Consider the following 19,886-nt stretch of genomic DNA (forward strand, 5'->3'; position numbering starts at 1 on the left):
CTTTCTAAGCCCTGTTATGAGTGAAGTGGAACGCAGTTTTGTGTGGTTTCTGCAGTCTCGAGCGCTAGTTTTGAGCCCCTGTGCTTAACTTACCAAAGCTTCCTTTATTATTACCTGGAAAATTTATTCACTAGGTTATGTTATTTTCGGGGGAGATTTCTCTGCTTTAGATGTTTTGATTTAGCCATAGGCGCTTATTAATATAAACTCAGCGCATTTAAAACTTTTCAAACATGGATTTTGTTTTGTCGATCTATTTAAGCCAGTGTCTTAAAGTATATTCGCTACTTCTTCCCTCTAACCCTCTCTAACCTTCAAAGCCACCACTACGTACGTATAACGTGAGCGGTATAGGTGCTTTCATAGCTGTGTTTGCTGAGTAAGCAGTTCACCTGGCACATTGACTGAGGAAAAGTCTTCTTTCTGTGGACCTTCGTGTAAGTCACGATAGTTTTAACAATTATCTGGTACTTTTTATTCTAAAGGTGTACGCTTCACATCGAATATTTTTTCGACAGTAAATCATGTTATATCTCTTGTTTAAAAGCTTTGTAAGAAGGCTGAACTCCGTGCAAAAAACGCGATGAAGTGTTGCTCGGAGTCTTAAATTAATCTTCATCAGGTGTTTTATGCTTGAGTAACTTCGCTGAAGTTATACGTAGGAGCTTGTACACCTGATAAAAGAGAAGAGATGGCCGGTGATATTTCATCATCGGCCTTTTTGTATCTGTTAAGCAGCTACAAAGCATTACCCAGTATTGAAATAAGGGCCGGTATTGATCACCGGCCCTTTTTTATTTGGTTGAAAACATGAGTATTTTACAAGTTAAAAATTTGTCTTATCAGTTAGCCGATAAGACATTGTACAACAACGTGACCTTTCGTATTAACGTGGGAGAGAAAGTAGGTATCACCGGAGCGAATGGTGTTGGAAAAAGCACCTTATTGAAACTTCTTTTCGGTGAATTATCTGCAGATAAGGGCTGCATTGAATGGTTACCAAACCTTGAGGTGGGGTATTTAGAGCAACATTTTAAGATCGATAATGCGCTGACGGTTTATGAATGCTTAAAGAGTGCTTTTGAGAACTTATACGCTGCCGAGCAGAAGCTTTGGACTTTGTATCATGCGATGACCGAGTCTCACTCTACATCTCTTTTAAGCCAAGTCGCTCGGCTACAGGCATATTTAGAAGATGAAAACTTCTATGCAATTAATACCAAAATTGAACAAGTTGCTGTAGGTCTTGGCATTTATCAATTTGGCTTAGATACACCGCTTGTCTCGCTAAGTGGCGGTCAAAGGCACAAAGTCCTTTTAGGCAGGTTGTTACTTCGCAACCCCGATGTGTTAATTCTTGATGAGCCGACAAACTATCTTGATGCTCCGCACATTGAATGGCTAGTCACGTTTCTCAATGATTACATTGGCACCGTTTTACTGGTTTCTCATGATGTTGATTTCCTTAATCAAGTCGCGACCAGTATTTGTGATATTGATTATCAAACGGTTCGAAAATACAGCGGCACTTATGTCCAAGCAATGCAGCAAAAGCATCACGATGGTGCTTTGATAGAAAAGCAATATAAGGCTCAGCAAAATGAAATTCGAAAGTTAGAGCAATTTATTGCCAAAAATGGCGCTGGAGTTAACGCGAGTCTTGCTAAAGGGCGTAAGAAAAAACTGGATAAAATCGAATGTATTCAACTGAATCATGTAGAGAAAGTATCGATGTTTGACTTTGCTCACCAGCCCATTGGGCAACAGTATGTGATTGACGCAAAAGCGTTGATGATAGGTTATCAGCAGCCTCTGCTTCCAGTATGTGATATCAAGTTAGCGCGCGGGGAAAAGTTGGTTGTTGCTGGCTTTAACGGCGTGGGTAAGTCGACCTTACTTAAAACCCTGATGGGGAAGATCGAGCCACTCTCTGGTGAGGTGGTATTGGCAAAAGGTGCAATGATTGGTTATTTTTCTCAAGATTTGTCTTGGCGCCATCCTCAGAACACGCCTGAACAGGAGCTGTGCTCTTGTGCGCCAACAATCTCAAGCAAAGAGTCACGCAAGCTATTAGCTCGCTTTGGGATCACGGGGGATAAGACGCAGCGCCACTTAGATACATTGAGCGGTGGTGAGCAAACTCGGGTGAAACTGTGTTGTTTATCGGTTCAGAAATGCCATGTTTTGCTGTTGGACGAACCAACAACACATTTGGATAGCAGCAGCAAAAATGCGCTTAAAGAGGCTCTCCAGCGCTTTTCCGGTAGCGTGATTGTGGTATCTCATGAGAAGGCATTTTTGCAATCTTGGCCTGATAGAGTTTTAGATATTTCGTTGCTCACTTGTGCTGAATCGAAAACAGAACAGGAGGTGGAGCTATGATGCAGTCCATGATCCTATTTCTCGTTGCTTTTCTTGTTGGTGCTGATGAGTTGATGCTTGGATCTATTCTTGAACCCATCGGAAATGATTTAAGTGTTCAACCGAGTCAGGTTACCTTATTTATTACGGCATATAGTTTAGCCATAGCAATTTGTGCTCCTTACTTGGGCCGTTTATCAGACCGAGTTGGGCGTATTCGTATCATGGTGCCTGCTTGCTTTGTATTTGGGGTTGCGTCTATTACGACGGGCATAGTTCATGATTTTGAACTTGCTATTGCAACTCGAGTGATCACTGGTATTGCAAGTGCAGGCATGTTGCCAATTGCATTCGCGTTAGCGGGAGACGCGAAGGGTAATAGAGCGATGCGTCAAATTGTGATGGTTCAGGCGGGATTAACGCTAGGTATGATAACTAGCCCTGCGATCGGAGCATTGTTGACCCAGCTTTTATCATGGCGTGCCGCTTTTATTATTTTGGGCGTTGCGGCTCTTCTTGTCAGTGCTATGAGCGTAGTGTTCATGAAGGACCAGCATGATGAGTCCCAAATGTCAGATGCTCTGCCACCTATAACAGGTGTAATTCATGTTCCTGGCGCGTTGAGGGCGATTTTAGCGATGTGTTTAGCTCTAGGGGGAGGTATTGGTGTATTTAACCTGATAGGCCTTCATATTCGAGATACCAGCGATTTGGCGCTCGGTTGGGTGGGCGCTATTTATGCAGCTCTAGGGATCGTGAGTGTGGTTGGAAATATGTGCGTGGCAAGAGCTTCTCGCTGGCTTGGTAGCTCTCGAGCCGTTATGCGAGTGGCCTTAATGGTGTGCATACCTTGTAGTGCATGGGTGTTCTCAAATGAGATGAGTACGGTGACCGCTTATCTTCCAGCTCTAGTGCTCTGGTCTCTCGCTGGAGGGGTTGGTTCTCCGGCATTACAAGCACATATCGCAAGCTTATCTGATGAATATCGAGGTGTGTTGATGTCTTTTGGAATGAGTATGATGCACTTTGGTGTCGCGATTTGGTCTGCCTTGGCGGGCTTCGCGTATTCTGTAGGCAATGAATGGGTCGCTTTCGTGGCTTTGCTATTGTTTGGCTCAGCAGTAGTTATCTTAAAGCCAGTTGGTAATACTGAACAAAGTGAGCGTTATTCGTAGTGTTTTAGTAGATAAAGAAAAGCCGTTACCTAAAAAGGTAACGGCTTGTTCCAAATACTTTTTGAAAAACGGTCTTAGTTCATGCCGTATTTCTTAAGTTTCTTGCGAAGAGTACCGCGGTTGATACCCATCATAGTTGCTGCGCGAGTTTGGTTACCGCGAGTGTACTGCATGATAGTATCTAGTAGTGGCTGTTCAACTTCAGCTAGAACTAATTCGTATAGTTCTGTTACTTCCTGGCCGTTTAGTTGAGCAAGGTAGTTTTTAAGAGACGCTTTAACAGAGTCACGTAAAGGCTTCTGAGTAATCTGGTCTTGTGACGTTACTGTAGTTACTGTTAATGCTTCTGAAGTCAGATTTTGTTCGAACATATTCGGTCTAGCTCTTCTCTTAATTATGATGCAACGTTATCAAAATAACCTTCTAACGCCTCAATTTGCAGCGGAGCTGCGTCGATAGCGTTGAAGGTACGGCGAAACTCACTTGCCTGTTCATGCTCTTTCAGGTACCACCCAACGTGCTTGCGCGCGATACGTGGACCTAAGAACTCCCCATAAAACTCATGCAGAGCATTTACATGACCAAGCATAATGGTTTTCACTTCCTCAGTTGGAAGTTCCTCCATTGTGGTGCCGTTTTCCAAATAGTGATGGATTTCCTGGAAAATCCAAGGACGACCCTGGGCAGGGCGTCCAATCATTAAAGCGTCCGCACCGGTGTACTCCAGTACAAATTTGGCTTTCTCCGGGCTATCGATATCACCGTTCGCGATAACCGGAATTGAAATCGCCTCTTTTACCGCTTTAATGCTGTCATATTCGGCCTCACCTTTGTACATACATGCTTTCGTTCTGCCATGCAGAGCAAGAGCTTGTATGCCGCAGTTTTCGGCTAATTTAGCGATCTGGACACAGTTCTTGTTGTCTGTATCCCAGCCAGTTCGAGTCTTTAACGTTACAGGAACGTCCACTGCATTCACGACCGCTTTCAAAATCTCTTCGATAATGTTTGGGTATTGAAGCAGAGCAGAGCCCGCTAGCTTCTTATTCACTTTTTTTGCCGGGCAGCCCATGTTGATGTCGATGATTTGTGCACCGTTCTCAACACTGAATTGAGCTGCGTCCGCCATAAGCTGTGGATCGGAACCCGCAATCTGTACAGAGCGAATGCCCGATTCGCCCTCGTGTACCATGCGCTGTTTCGACTTTGACGTTCCCCATAGTTTTGGGTTAGCAGACATCATTTCACTGACGGCCATTCCCGCACCATAGCGAAGACACAACTCGCGAAACGGTCTATCCGTTACACCAGCCATAGGGGCTACGATTAGATTGTTCTTAAGTTGATAGTTTCCGATTTTCAAAACGTCATCACAGTTCTGTACCAGCAAGGGCGCGCATTTTACGCATTTTTTCACTGCGTGAAAAGACTAATATTTGAGCATTTACAAATTGTTTTTGTAAATTGTATGAATTTCAAACAATTAGCTCTGAAAACCTTGTCTAGCCTTGCTTACGACCAGAGATGCGACACCATTCACTTTGCTCAACAATCGGGTCAATGTGAAGCTCGTCACGGTAATAGTTCGCAACATCTTCAGCTTGGGTGTCTAATACGCCAGACATTGCAAGGTCGCCATTTGGTTTAACTAGGCCTTTAATGATTGGTGCTAGTTCACGTAAAGGTCCCGCAAGGATGTTGGCCACAACGACGTCAGCGACGAGACCTTCTGGTTGATTTTGCGGTAAGTAAACTTCTAGTTTGTCTGCAACGCCATTACGCTCAGCATTGTCTTTTGAAGCAAGCAGGGCTTGAGGATCAATGTCGATCCCTATCACTTTTTCAGCGCCCAGTTTGATCGCTGCGATCGCAAGAATACCTGAGCCACAACCGAAGTCGATAACGGTCTTACCGCTTAAGTCCATGCTTTCTAGCCACTCAAGACAAAGTGCTGTTGTAGGGTGAGTACCCGTACCGAATGCAAGGCCTGGATCCAACATAACATTAACAGCGTCAGGATCTGGAATGTCGCGCCAGCTTGGACAAATCCATAAGCGTTCACCAAATTTCATTGGGTGGAAGTTTTCCATCCATTCGCGTTCCCAGTCTTTATCTTCAAGCTGTTCTACTTTGTAAGCAAAATTGTCAGCCAGCATATTGCTCGCTTTAATTTGGTCGATGATGAAGTTAGTGTCTGCTTCTGCATCATACAGTGCCAGAATATCAGTATCGCCCCATAAGCGAGTTTCGCCAGGTAGAGGTTCGAATACAGGTGTATCCTGCGCGTCTAAGAATGTAACAGACAGCGCGCCAGTCTCTTCCATTAGCATATCGCCGATTTGCTCAGCGTTTTCATTGGTCGCGTTGAGTTTGATTTGAATCCAAGGCATTGGTTTTTGCTCTTAAAGTGAATGAAGTGGCGCAGAGTTTACCAGAACTCTACGATTTGTTTGAGTATATACCCAAATAAGCCGATTTATATGTTGAGCCCTTTGCGTACATATAAAACAAAAATGCCCACGGGAGTGGGCATTTTTTAAGACGTTTGCTTAGGTTTATTGTAAGCCAAGCTTCTTCTCTAGGTAGTGGATGTTTGCACCACCGTGTTGGAAGTTTTCGTCATTCATGATGGAGAATTGCAGTGGTACGTTAGTTTTGATGCCTTCGATGATCATCTCACCCAGTGCGTTCTTCATACGTGCAATCGCTACATCACGGTTCTCACCGTAAGTGATCAGTTTACCAATCATTGAATCGTAATGAGGTGGTACTGTGTAGCCTGTGTAGATATGAGATTCCCAACGTACACCCATACCGCCAGGAGCGTGGAAACGCTCGATCTTACCCGGAGATGGTAGGAAGCGCTCAGGGTCTTCTGCGTTGATACGACACTCAATCGCATGGCCACGGATCTTAATATCATCTTGAGTGAATGACAGAGGCTGACCCGCTGCAACACGAAGCTGTTCTTTGATTAGGTCGATGCCAGTAACCATCTCTGTTACTGGGTGCTCTACCTGAATACGAGTGTTCATTTCGATGAAGTAGAACTCACCGTTCTCGTATAGGAATTCAAACGTACCTGCGCCGCGGTAACCGATCTCGATACATGCACGAGTACAGCGTTCACCGATGTACTTACGCATTTCTTCGGTGATACCAGGTGCTGGAGCTTCTTCCACTACTTTTTGGTGACGACGTTGCATTGAACAGTCACGCTCACCAAGGTGGATTGCGCCGCCTTGACCGTCAGCAATAACCTGAACTTCAACGTGACGAGGGTTTTCTAGGAATTTCTCCATGTAAACCATGTCATTGTTGAACGCCGCTTTTGCTTCAGCACGTGTCATTGCAATGGCTTGGATAAGGTCTTTCTCTGCGCGAACAACACGCATACCACGACCGCCGCCGCCGCCAGATGCTTTGATGATTACTGGGTAACCAATGCGCTTAGCAAATGCTTTGTTTTTCTCTTCGTCATTGTCTAGAGGGCCGTCAGAACCCGGTACACAAGGAACGCCTGCTTTCTTCATTGCATTGATAGCAGATACTTTATCGCCCATTAGGCGGATAGTGTCTGCCTTTGGACCAACGAAGATGAAACCACTGCGCTCAACTTGCTCTGCGAAGTCTGCGTTCTCAGACAGGAAGCCGTAACCTGGGTGGATAGCCACAGCGCCAGTCACTTCAGCTGCAGAAATGATGCGTGGAATGTTTAGGTAGCTGTCGATACCACGAGCAGGGCCGATACATACGGTTTCGTCTGCGAGTAGTACGTGCTTAAGATCGCGGTCCGCTGTTGAGTGAACAGCGACGGTCTTAATACCTAATTCTTTACAAGCGCGAAGAATACGAAGTGCAATTTCACCTCGGTTCGCGATGACTACTTTGTCTAGCATAAGGCAAGCCCCGCTTATTCGATTACAACAAGAGGTTGGTCGAATTCAACTGGTTGGCCGTCTTCAGCTAGGATTGCTGTAACAACGCCAGATTTGTCCGCTTCGATTTGGTTCATCATTTTCATTGCTTCAACAATACATAGAGTATCGCCAGCATTTACTTTCTGACCCACTTCTACGAATGCTTTAGAGTCTGGGCTTGGAGAGCGGTAGAAAGTACCAACCATTGGAGAAAGAACTTGGTGACCTGCAGGTGTTGCTGCTGGAGCTTCTGCTGCTGGCGCTTCCGCTACTGGTGCCGCTGCTACTGGAGCAGGTGCCGCCGCTGGAGCTGCTGCGTAGTGAATTGGTGCTTGAGGGGCTGCAGTGCCATGACGGCTGATGCGCACTGACTCTTCACCTTCAGAGATCTCTAGCTCAGCAATGCCAGACTCTTCAACTAACTCAATTAGCTTCTTGATTTTACGAATATCCATCTTTTCTTTCTCTTTTATCTTGTGATTAAGACAACCCTCGTAGGGTTGCAGAGTGTTAGGGTTACTTTGCCTGTAGCTTATTGATCGCTGCAGACAGAGCAAATTCATAACCTTGTGCGCCTAAACCGCAAATCACACCCTCTGCTTTATCTGACAGATAAGAGTGATGACGGAATGGTTCACGTGCGTGCACATTTGATAAGTGCACCTCAATAAATGGGATGGCGACGCCAAGTAATGCATCTCGCAGCGCCACACTAGTATGAGTGAAAGCCGCTGGATTGATGATGATGAAGTCAATCTTGCCATAGGCAGCGTGAATGGCTTCAATCAGTTCGTACTCACGATTTGATTGTAGGTGTTCCAGTTCTACCCCAGCGTTATGGGCTTGCTCTGTAAGAGTATCCACAACTTGAGCTAAGGTACTGTGACCATAGTGTGTCGGTTCGCGCAGACCCAATAGATTAAGATTTGGTCCGTTTAGAACAAGAATCCGTGACTTTGCAGACATTGTGTTGCTATCTTCCCTTATCGTGAGTGGAACGTTTATATTCCCAAATATACGATAGTTCAGCACGATTTTTTTGTTAAAACCGAGCAAATTTTAAAAAATCGACCAAGATTATAGCTAATTCATAGCAATTAGCAGCAATTTACTGGTCTAATCTCCTAATAGCCACTCTCGTTTCTGTAACCAAGTTAACAAAAACAACATAATTGCCATATTTTTTGTGTGGCCAATTTGTGCACTAAAGCAAAAAACCGCCATGAGTGATGGCGGTTTTTAAAGTGCTTTTAAAACAGTTGGTTGAATTTATGCCAATTCTGCTTTCTCTGCGATAAGTTTATCTACAACGCTCGGATCGGCAAGCGTTGATGTGTCTCCGAGGTTGCTGGTATCACCCGTTGCAATTTTACGCAGGATTCGACGCATGATCTTACCAGAACGAGTCTTCGGTAAGGAATCCGTCCAGTGCAGTACATCTGGTGTTGCAATTGGACCAATTTCTTTACGCACCCAATCTTTCACTTCTTTGTGTAGCTCTGCTGACGGGAATTCACCATCGTTCAAGGTAATGTAAGCGTAGATAGCTTGGCCTTTGATATCATGCGGAATGCCCACAATAGCGGCCTCAGCAATTTTATGATGTGCGACAAGAGCCGATTCTATTTCAGCGGTACCCATGCGGTGACCCGACACGTTTAGTACGTCATCAACACGGCCCGTGATCCAGTAGTAACCGTCTTCGTCACGACGAGCCCCATCACTAGTAAAGTACATTCCCTTGAAGGTTGAGAAGTAGGTCTGTTCAAAGCGCTCGTGGTCGCCATAAACAGTACGCATCTGACCTGGCCATGAATCAAGGATCACCAAGTTACCTTCTGCTGCGGTTTCTTCAATGATGTTGCCGATGTTATCAACCAGTGCAGGTTGGACTCCGAAGAATGGTCGAGTTGCTGAGCCTGGTTTTAAATCTGTTGCGCCTGGTAGTGGTGCAATTAAGATACCGCCGGTCTCTGTTTGCCACCAAGTATCAACGATAGGCGAGCTCTCATTACCAATCGTTTTGTAGTACCACTCCCACGCTTCAGGGTTGATAGGCTCACCTACTGAACCCATCACACGTAAGCTTGAACGTGATGTCCCTGCTACCGCTTCGTTACCTTTTGCCATTAGTGCACGAATAGCGGTTGGCGCAGTGTAGAGAATGTTCACTTGGTGCTTATCAACCACTTCACTCATACGAGCCGTGCTTGGGTAGTTTGGAACACCTTCAAACAGAATGGTTTTGGCCCCGTTCGCTAGTGGACCATAAATTAGGTAAGTATGGCCTGTAATCCAGCCCACATCCGCGGTACACCAGAAGGTTTCACCTGGTTGATAATCGAAGACATATTTAAAGGTCATTGCCGCGTAGACGAGGTAACCGCCTGTAGTATGTAGTACGCCTTTAGGTTTACCTGTCGAGCCAGATGTGTAGAGGATGAACAGCGGGTCTTCGGCTTTCATCTCTTCTGGTGGGCAAACGTCAGAAACGTTGGCTGTTGCTTCGTGCCACCAAACATCACGGTGTTCATGCCATTCAACATCACCACCTGTACGTTTAAGCACGACGACTTTACTGATGGTTTTCACGTCTGGGTTGGTTAGTGCTTCATCCACGTTCTTTTTCAGTGGAACAGCGCGTCCGCCACGTACGCCTTCGTCAGCGGTGATCACGACTTTAGCGTCAGAGTCGATGATACGGCCGGATAGTGCTTCTGGTGAGAAACCGCCAAATACTACGGTGTGAACCGCACCAATACGGGTACAAGCGAGCATAGCCACTGCGGCTTCTGGCACCATTGGCATGTATAGACACACCACGTCGCCCTTGCGTACGCCTTGCTCTTTCAATGCGTTGGAGAATTTACACACTTCTTTGTGTAGTTCGTTGAAAGTGAGTGTTTTGTCGTCGGCTGGATCATCGCCTTCCCAAATGATGGCGACGTCGTCCCCGTGTTCTGCGAGATGACGGTCAATACAGTTAGCCGAGACGTTCAGTGTGCCATCTTCAAACCAGCGAATATCAACATGGCCAGTGTCGAAAGAAGTGCTTTTTACTTTGGTGAAAGGTTTGATCCAATCAACGATTTTGCCGTGTTCGTTCCAGAAGCCCTCTGGATCGGTTACCGACTGCTGATACATGGCTAAGTAAGTATCATTATCCGCGTGTGTATGAGTTTTAATATTTTCTTTTACCGGATAAACGTGGGCTTCGCTCATGGCTTCTCTCCTTGTGCCTTATTTCTCGGCCTTACACCAATCTAGATAAGATTTTGAATATATTTTTGTAGGGCTGTTTTTTGGTTCTAAATAACGTGGTCGTGGTAATGACGACGTTGTGCTTATAACTGTCAGTCACCGCGCGTATTTCCACAATTAGACTTTAGGATGAGAGTGATAGAAGCGCCGGGAAATCGCTGAAACAAAAGTATTTCTGGGAGCTAGGTCAACTGATTTTTATGTATACGGTGCGGTTAGGTTGGGTAAATCGCCTTTCGTTAAGCGGACAAAGACCAAAGCGGCAGAAATCGCGTCTTGCAAGGCGTCGTGTTTGTCTTGGATAGGAAGTTCGAGGTGTTTACAAATGGCATCCAGACTTAAGTCGAAGTAGGCATTCGGCAAATGTCGTTCCAACTTATCGTGATAAATCTGACTGACCTCGATGAGTGGGTTAGGAAGTGGGAAGCCAAGTTGCCGCAAACAAGCAAGGTCTAAGATCTTTTTATCGTAACGAATGTGATAGCCCACAAGTGGTCGGTTGCCGATAAAGTCGAGCAGCTCGAGCAGCGCCTCTTTTTCACTGATGCCATCGACTAAGTCTTGGTGGCGAATTCGATGGATCTTGACCGAGCCTGAGTCGAGCGATTGCGGCGCGCGTAAGCGGACTTCAAATGGTTGACTGGTGATGATGCGGTTGTCGATGATCTTGGTGGCTGCAATAGTCACCAGCTCGGCGCGATTTGGGTCAAGGCTGGTGGTTTCGCAGTCAAGAGAGACGTATTCTGTTTTATCTGGCGTGCAAAACAGCGACTGATAAGGCGAACCTTTCAATTTGTAGTACCAGTATTTGCGTTGTAACCAGTTCATTGCTTACGCCTCTGTGATTTATGAAAATCAGGGTTAATCACGAATTTGATAATGGAAGCCTAAAAATTGCTTAAATTTCTTCACCACATGTAAGCCGTGGCGAAGCAAATCACGCTCAGTTCTATCCAGTTGTTTAATATCAATGTTATTCAACGCTTCTTGCTTTTTGAGTTGCTGATTAAGGCGAAGTTTAAAGAACAATTTTAGTGCTTCGTTGAGATTATCTGCTGTTTCGGGTTCTAAGATGCGCTTATTTCTCAGAGCTTCAATGCGTTCAAACGTGTTCTTCTCTTCAATGGCATACTCCAAAGACAAGGCGCGAATGCCGTGTACAATTGGGAAAATACCGCCGCGTTTAATGTCCAATCCGTCTTTAGCACTTTTTACGTTGCCAAATAGAGTTAGGGGCACCGAAAACTGCAAGGCAGGGCGAGTAAAGTCAGACAATATCAACATGCGATCTTTCATTGTGTCACGAAGATGCGCCGCAATTGGAGCCAGCAGATCGCAATTCCCAGCAACAGCATGGGCGTCACTGAAAATGGCTAAGTCCATGATTTGTTCTGGTTCGGCTTTAGCTATCCAGTGGTTTAGGGTGCTTATCCATTCTTGCTGTGTTTTGACCCACTTTGGGTTGTTAACCATCACTTTGCCAGGGCAAAGTGGATAACCGAGCTGTTGTAGGGTGTGTGTGAAGGATTGCATCACTTGTTCGCAATGAGGCCATTCCAGACCATCTTGAATAATCAGGGCATTGTCTTGATCGGTTTTGAGAATTTGCTCTCCTCGGCCTTCAGAGCCGAGTACGATCAAGCAACAATGGTCGTGCAAGGCTGGTGGTATTACTAACTCGAACGCTTTCTCGATAATTTGCTCGTTTACGGCTGAGATCAGCTCCATGATGAAGCGAGTGCGGATGCCGTTTTTCAATAAGCTCTCGACCAATTGACGTTGGCGGTTTGAGGCCAAAGCGAGCTCTTCCACGCTGCTTGCTCGAGCAATACTGAGCGTTAACACGTGAGAGTGGGTTGAGAACGCGCTAAGAATTTGGGTCATATCCAGCATGCCAACGGCTCTGTTACCTTCACATACCATGAGGCGTTTCATTCTGTTTCTGGTCATTGTGATCATGGCGTTGAATAGAAAGTCACCATCATCAACGTGATAAACAGGAAAGCTCGCGATCTCACCCACTGGTGTGTCGAGCGCGCAACCATCTATCATCACAGAATGCAGCATATTAGTACGAGTCACTATTGCGTACGGGTGGGCTGATGGCCATTTTTCCAATCGTGGATCATCGCCATGGAGTTGAACCAATGCAGCGTCAATCCCATTTTCTTTTAAGGCACGCGTTACCTCGTGAATTGGTGTATTTGGTTCAAGGATCATCGGTGGGTGATAAATGCTGCGGTCAACTTTAGTGAGAATAAACTCCGCTAAGTTTTGCTGTTGATGGGCCGCTTCGATGAGCTCTTGCCGTTTCGATAAATTGTTATCGAAATAGGCTGCAAACTGGCCATTTTCGTTGTAAAGGGCAAGGAAAACTTCTTTCGGCAGTAGGTAAGAGAGCGTGTCCTCAAGCGCGATGTAGTGATGACGTACCTTGTCTTCAAGTAACGAGCGTACATCGAACATATCGTCGTTGGCATAATGTGCGAACACTTCCTGTTGATCGTTGGAGCGCTCTTCTACCGCGCCTTTGATCAGAATATGTAAGTGGGGGTTCTTCTGTCCGCAGGATAAAATAACATCTCGAGCTCGATAGTAGGCGACGTCCAGAGACGATCGCAGTCGCGTTTGTTGTGCTTCAGTTAAGCGATCGAACGGTGGAGATTGCATGTTAAATTTGTCAGGCATGAGAACACCCAATAATGATGGAAGGAACACTCTCTAAGTCTGACAAATTTCTTACCGGAAGCCAGACGACTTTGGTCTAAATTACGATGTTTTCGCATGAAGATGCCAAATGTCGCAAAGTTAGTATTCCATCGAGGAAACGATAAGTTTCTTATTCTTCCCTTTTTATAATACGCATGGCGATCCATAATTCCCGGCTCGAACGTTGGTGTTCCCGTTTTAGGATATTAGTAATGTTGAAACCTTCTCCGTATGGCTGGATTTCCCAGTACTTTCTCGGATTCTTCTTTGCGTATGGCGTGTATCTGCCATTTTGGTCACTTTGGTTTAAGGATCAGGGCGTATCTTCGACAGATATCGGTTTGCTGGTCGGGTTAGGCCTTGCGACACGTTGTGTTGCCAATATCGTGATCACCCCACGAGTACACAAAGTCGAACATCTTATGCCTGCTTTACGTTGGTTGAGTTTCGCTGCCCTCCTTTTTGTTGGATTTCACTTTTTTACGGGTGGTAGCTTTTGGTTAATGGCACTAGCGACAGTGTTGTTCAATCTTTGTTGTGGACCGATTATTCCGTTGTCGGACGCGATGGCAAATTACTACGCTCGCCTGAAAATGCTCGATTATGGCCGCACGCGGCTATGGGGTTCGATTGCCTTTATCGCAGGCTCGACGGCAGTGGGCTACCTGGTGGCTGAATTTGGCTCCGATATGATCTTGTACACTGCGATGTTCGGCGTGTTTATCTCGTTGCTGTTTGCTATGCGACCGACTAACCCAATGCCTGTAACGCACGGTGGGCAAAGCGCAGAACGTCCAAAGCTGACCGCTCTTTTGACCGACAAGCCGATACTAAAATTCTTAGTGTTGGTGTCACTAATTCAGGGCAGTCATGCGGCTTACTACGGCTTTAGTGCGATTCACTGGAAGGCCGCTGGTCACTCGGAAGATGTCATTGGCTACTTGTGGAGCTTAGGAGTAGCCGCAGAAGTGGCAGTGTTTGCATTGAGTAAGCGCTTATTCGTAGGTTGGTCAATACGCGCGCTGTTTATTGCTGCTGCCGTTGGTGTAATGATGCGTTGGGGTATTACGGCGTCGACAACATCAATTATTGCTTTGGTGGTTGTTCAACTATTGCATGGTGTGACTTTCGCTACCGCGCACATTGCCGCGATCCAATATATCCAAAACTCCGAAGAAAATAAGATCGTAGCGTTGCAAGCGTTGTATAACGCGATTCCGTTGGGCGCATTTATCGCGTTAATGACCGTATTGAGTGGCTGGGGTTATGAGCACTGGGGACCGCTTGTGTTCTGGGGCATGGCCGCGATGGGGTTATTGGCTCTGTTCATCAAGCTTGATTCGCAAGACCCACATCAGGTGGTTGATGTATCAGACAAGCCACTTGAAACACAGAATTAGACTTATGTAACAAAGGTTAAAAACTAAGCTTTGTCTCCGTTATCAAAGCAGTGTTAAATGAAACCTCTCCCTCATGGAGAGGTTTTTTTATTCTCTTGCTTTAAAAGTAGCAAGAAAGGCAAGAAAGGATATCGGATGCAAGGATGGCTGGTGGTTCCCGTTTCTTTAGCGTATTTGGGAGCTTTATTTATCATCGCGTGGTACGGCGACATTCAGAAAAGGTGGCTAGCGCGCTGGCGGCCTTGGATTTATAGTCTTTCCATTGCGGTGTACTGTACATCATGGACCTTCTACGGCACGGTCGGGCAGGCCAGCAGTAATCCTTGGTCTTTCTTGCCCATCTATATTGCCCCCATTTTAGTGTTTACCATCGGATGGCGCGTTTTAGCTCGGCTTATTTTGATTGCTAAACGGGAACACATCACGTCGATTGCTGACTTTATCGGAGCACGCTACGGTAAATCCCAAGGTTTGGCCGTGGTTGTTACGCTCATAGCGGTTGCGGGAATTTTGCCGTACATCGCTTTACAGCTGCGTGGTATCACTATGGGGCTTGAAATCATTGCTCCAGAGCTGGCTACTGATTTTGGTTATCAAAACGATAGCGTGTCGTGGTTTGTTGTGGTCGCATTGGCGATTTTTACGATGCTATTCGGTACCCGCCACATTGATAACACGGAACACCATCGTGGGATGATGATGGCAATTGCCTTCGAATCCATTATCAAACTGCTGGCTTTTTTAGTTGTTGGTGTCTTCATTGTTTGGTTGGCGATGAACACCGAGAGTTTGAGCTTACTTGATGTTGCCGCGCAGACGTATCAGTCACCAAATATCCCGACTATATTGATTCATACTGTACTGACCATGCTGGCGATCGTTTGCCTTCCGCGACAATTCCATACGATGGTGGTAGAAAATGAACGTGCTCAAGATTTGCATGTGGCTCGTTGGTTGTTCCCCATTTATCTGATCTTAATGGGGATTTTTGTTTTACCTATTGCGTGGGTAGGGCAAGGTCTCTTGAGTGGCGCTTCGCCTGATACTTATGTCATCAGTGTGCCGATGTCGGTAGGGGCGAGTGAAATCGCCTTGCTTGCGTTTTTAGGCGGTACTTCAGCGGCAAGCGGCATGGTTATCGTATCGACGATTGCCTTAGCGATCATGGTCTCGAATGACTTGGTTATGCCATTGCTATTGCGTCGCATGCGACTGACGCAGCGTAACCACCACCATTTTTCTGAATTATTACTGCGGATCCGCCGTGGTTTGATTTTAGTTTTGTTGATTGGCGCGTGGTGTTTCTATCAAGCGTTGGACACCATTCATTCACTTTCTGCTATCGGCTTTCTCTCGTTCGCGGCTATCACGCAATTCGCTCCTGCGCTGGTTGGCGGTATGTATTGGCGTCAAGGGAATAAGAAAGGTGTGTATGTTGGCCTCGCGGTGGGTTTTGCTACCTGGCTGATTACGTTAATGAGCCAAACAGACATGCTTGCCGGAGACGCCAGTAATAACTTCCTGATCTGGTTGATTACACCACCAGAGGTATTGGCTAGTTTTGATATCGCGATTTCAGATTGGGGGATGATCCTCAGCGTGGTCGCTAATGCAGTGTGTTTTGTTGTGGTTTCTATGGCTACCCGACCAAGCCTAAGTGAGCGCTTACAATCGGCATCATTCGTTGGTACACCGTTGCCTGAAAGCGAAAATATGAGTCTGTACCAGAGCCGCGTTACGGTTGCAGAACTGGAAATGCTAGCGTCCAGATTTGTAGGACGAACGCGAGTTAAAGCGGCGTTTCAAGCCTACTGGAGCCAGCAACGAGAAGAGTTAATGCCGAATCAACAAGCGCCATCTTCTCTGATTCGGCATACGGAGCGTGTGCTAGCAGGGGTATTTGGAGCATCTTCTGCTAAGTTAGTACTTACTTCCGCTCTGCAAGGAAGAAACATGCAGCTTGAAGAGGTGGCGACTATCGTCGATGAAGCCTCTGAACTGTACGATTTTAGTCGGGGTTTACTCCAAGGCGCGATTGAGCATATTGGACAAGGTATTGCGGTCGTCGATAAGCAACTACGCTTGGTAGCGTGGAACCAACGCTATTTAGAACTCTTTGAATTTCCGCCAGGCCTGATTCAAGTAGGTCGACCGATTGCGGATGTGATTCGGCACAATGCAGAGCAGGGGTTGTGTGGCCCTGGTGACCCTGATGACCACGTTCGTCGCCGTGTTTATCACCTTGAGCAAGGAACTCGGCACACCTCTTCTCGGGTTCGTCCCGATGGTCGCGTGATAGAGGTGCAAGGTAACCCAATGCCAGGTGGTGGCTTTGTGATGAGCTTTACCGACATCACCGTATTCCGTGATGCAGAGCAAGCACTGAAAGACGCCAACGAGACATTGGAAGAAAGGGTACGTCTGCGGACTCGAGAATTAGAACAACTTAACAAGCAGCTGGTGGAAGCGACGCAGCGCTCGGATTTGGAATCGAAGTCCAAATCACGGTTCTTGGCGGCAGTAAGCCATGACTTGATGCAACCGCTCAACGCGGCGCGTCTATTCGCATCTTCACTATCGGAAGTCGCCAAAGACAGCGAAGCCAAAAAGCTGTCAGCACACATTGAAAGTGCTTTAGAGGCTGCCGAAGACTTAATTGGAGATTTGCTGGATATCTCGCGTTTGGAATCGGGCAAGTTGGAAGTCAACGTGCATGGCTTTGCGTTAAATGATGTGTTATCGAATTTGAATGCTGAGTTTAGTGCGTTAGCCAAACAGCAAGGTATAGAGTTCACCATGATTCCGTCCTCACTCATGGTTAAGTCGGATCCCAAACTGCTGCGCCGTGTGGTGCAAAACTTCCTGACCAATGCGTTTCGTTATAACCCGAATGGCAAAGTCGCACTCGGTGTTCGCCGCGTGAAAGGGCGAGTGCGTATTGATGTATGGGATAATGGAGTGGGGATTGAAGAAGAGAAGCAGCAAGAGATTTTTGAAGAGTTTAATCGCGGAACTCAAGTTCGTTCCGACCAAGGTCTCGGACTTGGTTTGGCGATTTCGAAAGGAATTGCTCAGGTACTTGGGCATGAAATTTCGATGCGCTCTTGGGTTGGAAAAGGCAGTGTTTTTTCCATCACCCTAGATAAAGCTGATCATGTTCAGCCTCATCCAGTTCACGTGGCAATGAGTAAGCAATCTGAACTTGGTCATCTGAGAATCCTATGTGTCGATAATGAGCCTGACATTCTAGTCGGCATGGAAAACTTACTTTCCCGATGGGGCTGCGATACACGAGTTGCGATTGATTTAGTTGAAAGTCTACAAGCGCTTGAGGATGGTTGGATTCCGGATGTAATTTTCTCCGATTACCGACTTGATGATGGTCGTACTGGTTTAGAAGTGCTACAGCAATGCCGCCTGAGATTAGGCCACAGCTTTGAAGGCGTCATCATCAGTGCAGATCGTACCGATGATATGCTTGATGGCATCAAAGCAAATGGGTTCAGCTTTATTGCTAAGCCAGTTAAGCCGCTTAAGCTGCGTTCGGTGCTCAATCGAGTCGCTTAGGATTGGAGTGTTTGAAAAATAGCTATAAAAAGAGACCTCCGAATGGAGGTCTCGATGTTTGTAATCTTAGTTGATAGGCTGAGTTTGCCGTTTATTCTGCGACGCCGCCTTGGGTCAGTTTGGCTGGATTAAGCAATCGCTCTAGTGTGGCTCTATCCAAATCAGTTTCTTCTTCCGCGACATCAATAATCGCGCGTCCCTGTTTGTAGGCTTTTTTCGCGACTTCTGCCGCTTTTAGGTAACCAATGACCGGGTTGAGAGCCGTGACCAAAATTGGGTTTTTGGCGAGTGCAACATCCAAGTTATCTTGGCGAACTTCAAACGTCGCAATGGCTTTGTCAGCTAAAGCGGTTGCGCTGTTAGAGAGTAAATCGATGCTCTCCAATACGTTATGAGCAATAACTGGCAGCATGACGTTAAGCTGGAAGTTGCCCGCTTGGCCTGCGACGGTTATGGTGGTGTCATTACCAATGACTTGCGCTGATGCCATAGCTGCGGCTTCTGGGATCACAGGATTTACTTTGCCAGGCATGATGGAAGAACCCGGTTGCAAGCCTTGTAATTCAATCTCACCTAAACCAGCCAATGGGCCTGAATTCATCCAACGAAGATCGTTTGCGATCTTCATGATCGCAACTGCTGCTGTTTTGAGCTGTCCCGACAGAGCGACGATCGCATCTTGACTGCTTAAATTGAAAAAGAAGTTATCACTGGCCGTGAACTGAATACGAGTTGACTGGGTTAGGTTGCTAGCGAATAAGTCTGCAAAGCGTGGATCGGCATTGATCCCCGTTCCAACTGCCGTACCACCTTGGGCTAAGGCTTTTACAGCAGGAAGAGCTTGTTCAATCGCTTGTTTTGCATGCTCGATTTGGAACTGCCAACCGCCAAGTTCTTGAGCAAAGGTAATTGGCATCGCGTCCATTAAGTGGGTGCGACCGGTTTTTACAACATTTTTCAATGCTCGCTGCTTAGACTCTAGTGTTTGGCTGAGGTGTGACAGTGCCGGGAAGAGCTGGTTTTCGATGGCTAATGCTGCGCTAACTTGAATGGCCGTTGGTACCACATCGTTACTGCTTTGCCCCATGTTGACGTGATCATTAGGGCTGACAGTGCCGCCTAGATGCTGGGAGGCCAGTGTTGCAATCACTTCATTCGCATTCATATTTGAGCTAGTGCCTGATCCCGTTTGAAACACGTCAATTGGGAATTGCTCAATATGATTGCCTTCGATAATTGCTTGAGCTGCGTCAGCAATCGCGTTGGCAATATCTCCTTCAAGCAGCCCTAGCTGTGCGTTGGTGAGTGCCGCAGTCTGCTTGATGTGTGCTAACGCTTTGATAAAACCAGATGGCATTTTATGTTGACTGAATGAGAAGTTATCGACGGCGCGTTGAGTCTGAGCTTGGTAGAGAGCATCTGCAGGGACCGTTACTTCGCCCATACTGTCAGTTTCTATGCGGAATTCGGTGCTCATGGTAGGGATCCTTTTG

General features: G+C 46.4%; 14 protein-coding genes. 4 read left to right on the forward strand and 10 right to left on the reverse strand.

The window, feature by feature from the left end:
* Positions 1 to 810: 810 nt before the first annotated feature.
* Both R7P67_RS17390 and R7P67_RS17395 read left to right on the forward strand, forming a co-directional pair.
* Complete coding sequence (locus tag R7P67_RS17390; RefSeq protein ID WP_213867232.1) at positions 811 to 2,382, forward strand: ABC-F family ATP-binding cassette domain-containing protein; 1,572 nt, start codon at positions 811 to 813, stop codon at positions 2,380 to 2,382.
* Positions 2,379 to 3,536, forward strand: coding sequence for an MFS transporter (locus R7P67_RS17395; protein ID WP_262654017.1), 1,158 nt, complete (start codon positions 2,379 to 2,381; stop codon positions 3,534 to 3,536). Before R7P67_RS17390 ends, R7P67_RS17395 begins: the two co-directional genes overlap by 4 nt.
* Positions 3,537 to 3,610: 74 nt before the next feature.
* Here the strand turns inward: R7P67_RS17395 and fis are convergent, their stop codons facing one another.
* From fis to R7P67_RS17440, 9 genes are all read right to left on the reverse strand, one after another.
* Positions 3,611 to 3,907, reverse strand: coding sequence for a DNA-binding transcriptional regulator Fis (gene fis, locus R7P67_RS17400; protein ID WP_000462885.1), 297 nt, complete (start codon positions 3,905 to 3,907; stop codon positions 3,611 to 3,613).
* A gap of 23 nt (positions 3,908 to 3,930) precedes the next feature.
* On the reverse strand, positions 3,931 to 4,899 hold the full coding sequence (gene dusB / locus R7P67_RS17405) for a tRNA dihydrouridine synthase DusB (RefSeq protein WP_005382505.1): 969 nt from the start codon (positions 4,897 to 4,899) through the stop codon (positions 3,931 to 3,933).
* Between the two features lie 139 nt (positions 4,900 to 5,038).
* Complete coding sequence (gene prmA / locus R7P67_RS17410; RefSeq protein WP_005382507.1) at positions 5,039 to 5,926, reverse strand: 50S ribosomal protein L11 methyltransferase; 888 nt, start codon at positions 5,924 to 5,926, stop codon at positions 5,039 to 5,041.
* 165 nt (positions 5,927 to 6,091) lie between these two features.
* Complete coding sequence (accC, locus tag R7P67_RS17415; RefSeq protein ID WP_005382509.1) at positions 6,092 to 7,435, reverse strand: acetyl-CoA carboxylase biotin carboxylase subunit; 1,344 nt, start codon at positions 7,433 to 7,435, stop codon at positions 6,092 to 6,094.
* Positions 7,436 to 7,449: 14 nt separating this feature from the next.
* Positions 7,450 to 7,911: an acetyl-CoA carboxylase biotin carboxyl carrier protein gene (accB, locus tag R7P67_RS17420; RefSeq protein WP_005386355.1), complete on the reverse strand. Its 462-nt coding sequence runs from the start codon at positions 7,909 to 7,911 to the stop codon at positions 7,450 to 7,452.
* Between the two features lie 61 nt (positions 7,912 to 7,972).
* Positions 7,973 to 8,422 carry a type II 3-dehydroquinate dehydratase gene (gene aroQ, locus R7P67_RS17425; protein ID WP_005382360.1) on the reverse strand — a complete coding sequence of 150 codons (450 nt, stop codon included), beginning with the start codon at positions 8,420 to 8,422 and terminating at the stop codon, positions 7,973 to 7,975.
* A 303-nt stretch (positions 8,423 to 8,725) separates the two neighbouring features.
* Positions 8,726 to 10,678: an acetate--CoA ligase gene (gene acs / locus R7P67_RS17430; RefSeq protein ID WP_262654015.1), complete on the reverse strand. Its 1,953-nt coding sequence runs from the start codon at positions 10,676 to 10,678 to the stop codon at positions 8,726 to 8,728.
* Between the two features lie 237 nt (positions 10,679 to 10,915).
* Positions 10,916 to 11,545 carry a 3'-5' exonuclease gene (locus R7P67_RS17435; protein WP_025768818.1) on the reverse strand — a complete coding sequence of 210 codons (630 nt, stop codon included), beginning with the start codon at positions 11,543 to 11,545 and terminating at the stop codon, positions 10,916 to 10,918.
* Positions 11,546 to 11,578: 33 nt separating this feature from the next.
* The gene (locus tag R7P67_RS17440) at positions 11,579 to 13,405 is read right to left on the reverse strand and encodes a DUF294 nucleotidyltransferase-like domain-containing protein (RefSeq protein WP_262654013.1); all 1,827 of its coding nucleotides are present in this window, start codon (positions 13,403 to 13,405) and stop codon (positions 11,579 to 11,581) included.
* Positions 13,406 to 13,638: 233 nt separating this feature from the next.
* Here R7P67_RS17440 and R7P67_RS17445 point away from each other — a divergent pair, with 233 nt between their 5' ends.
* Both R7P67_RS17445 and R7P67_RS17450 read left to right on the forward strand, forming a co-directional pair.
* Complete coding sequence (locus R7P67_RS17445) at positions 13,639 to 14,826, forward strand: 3-phenylpropionate MFS transporter (RefSeq protein WP_053307400.1); 1,188 nt, start codon at positions 13,639 to 13,641, stop codon at positions 14,824 to 14,826.
* 135 nt (positions 14,827 to 14,961) lie between these two features.
* Positions 14,962 to 18,393: a PAS-domain containing protein gene (locus tag R7P67_RS17450; RefSeq protein WP_033907290.1), complete on the forward strand. Its 3,432-nt coding sequence runs from the start codon at positions 14,962 to 14,964 to the stop codon at positions 18,391 to 18,393.
* Positions 18,394 to 18,484: 91 nt separating this feature from the next.
* On the opposite strand, the gene R7P67_RS17455 is transcribed toward R7P67_RS17450, so the two are convergent.
* A complete protein-coding gene (locus R7P67_RS17455) occupies positions 18,485 to 19,870 on the reverse strand; it encodes a class II fumarate hydratase (RefSeq protein ID WP_262640701.1) in 1,386 nt (461 codons plus the stop codon).
* Positions 19,871 to 19,886: the final 16 nt, after the last annotated feature.

The organism is Vibrio sp. Vb0937, assembly GCF_033338855.1.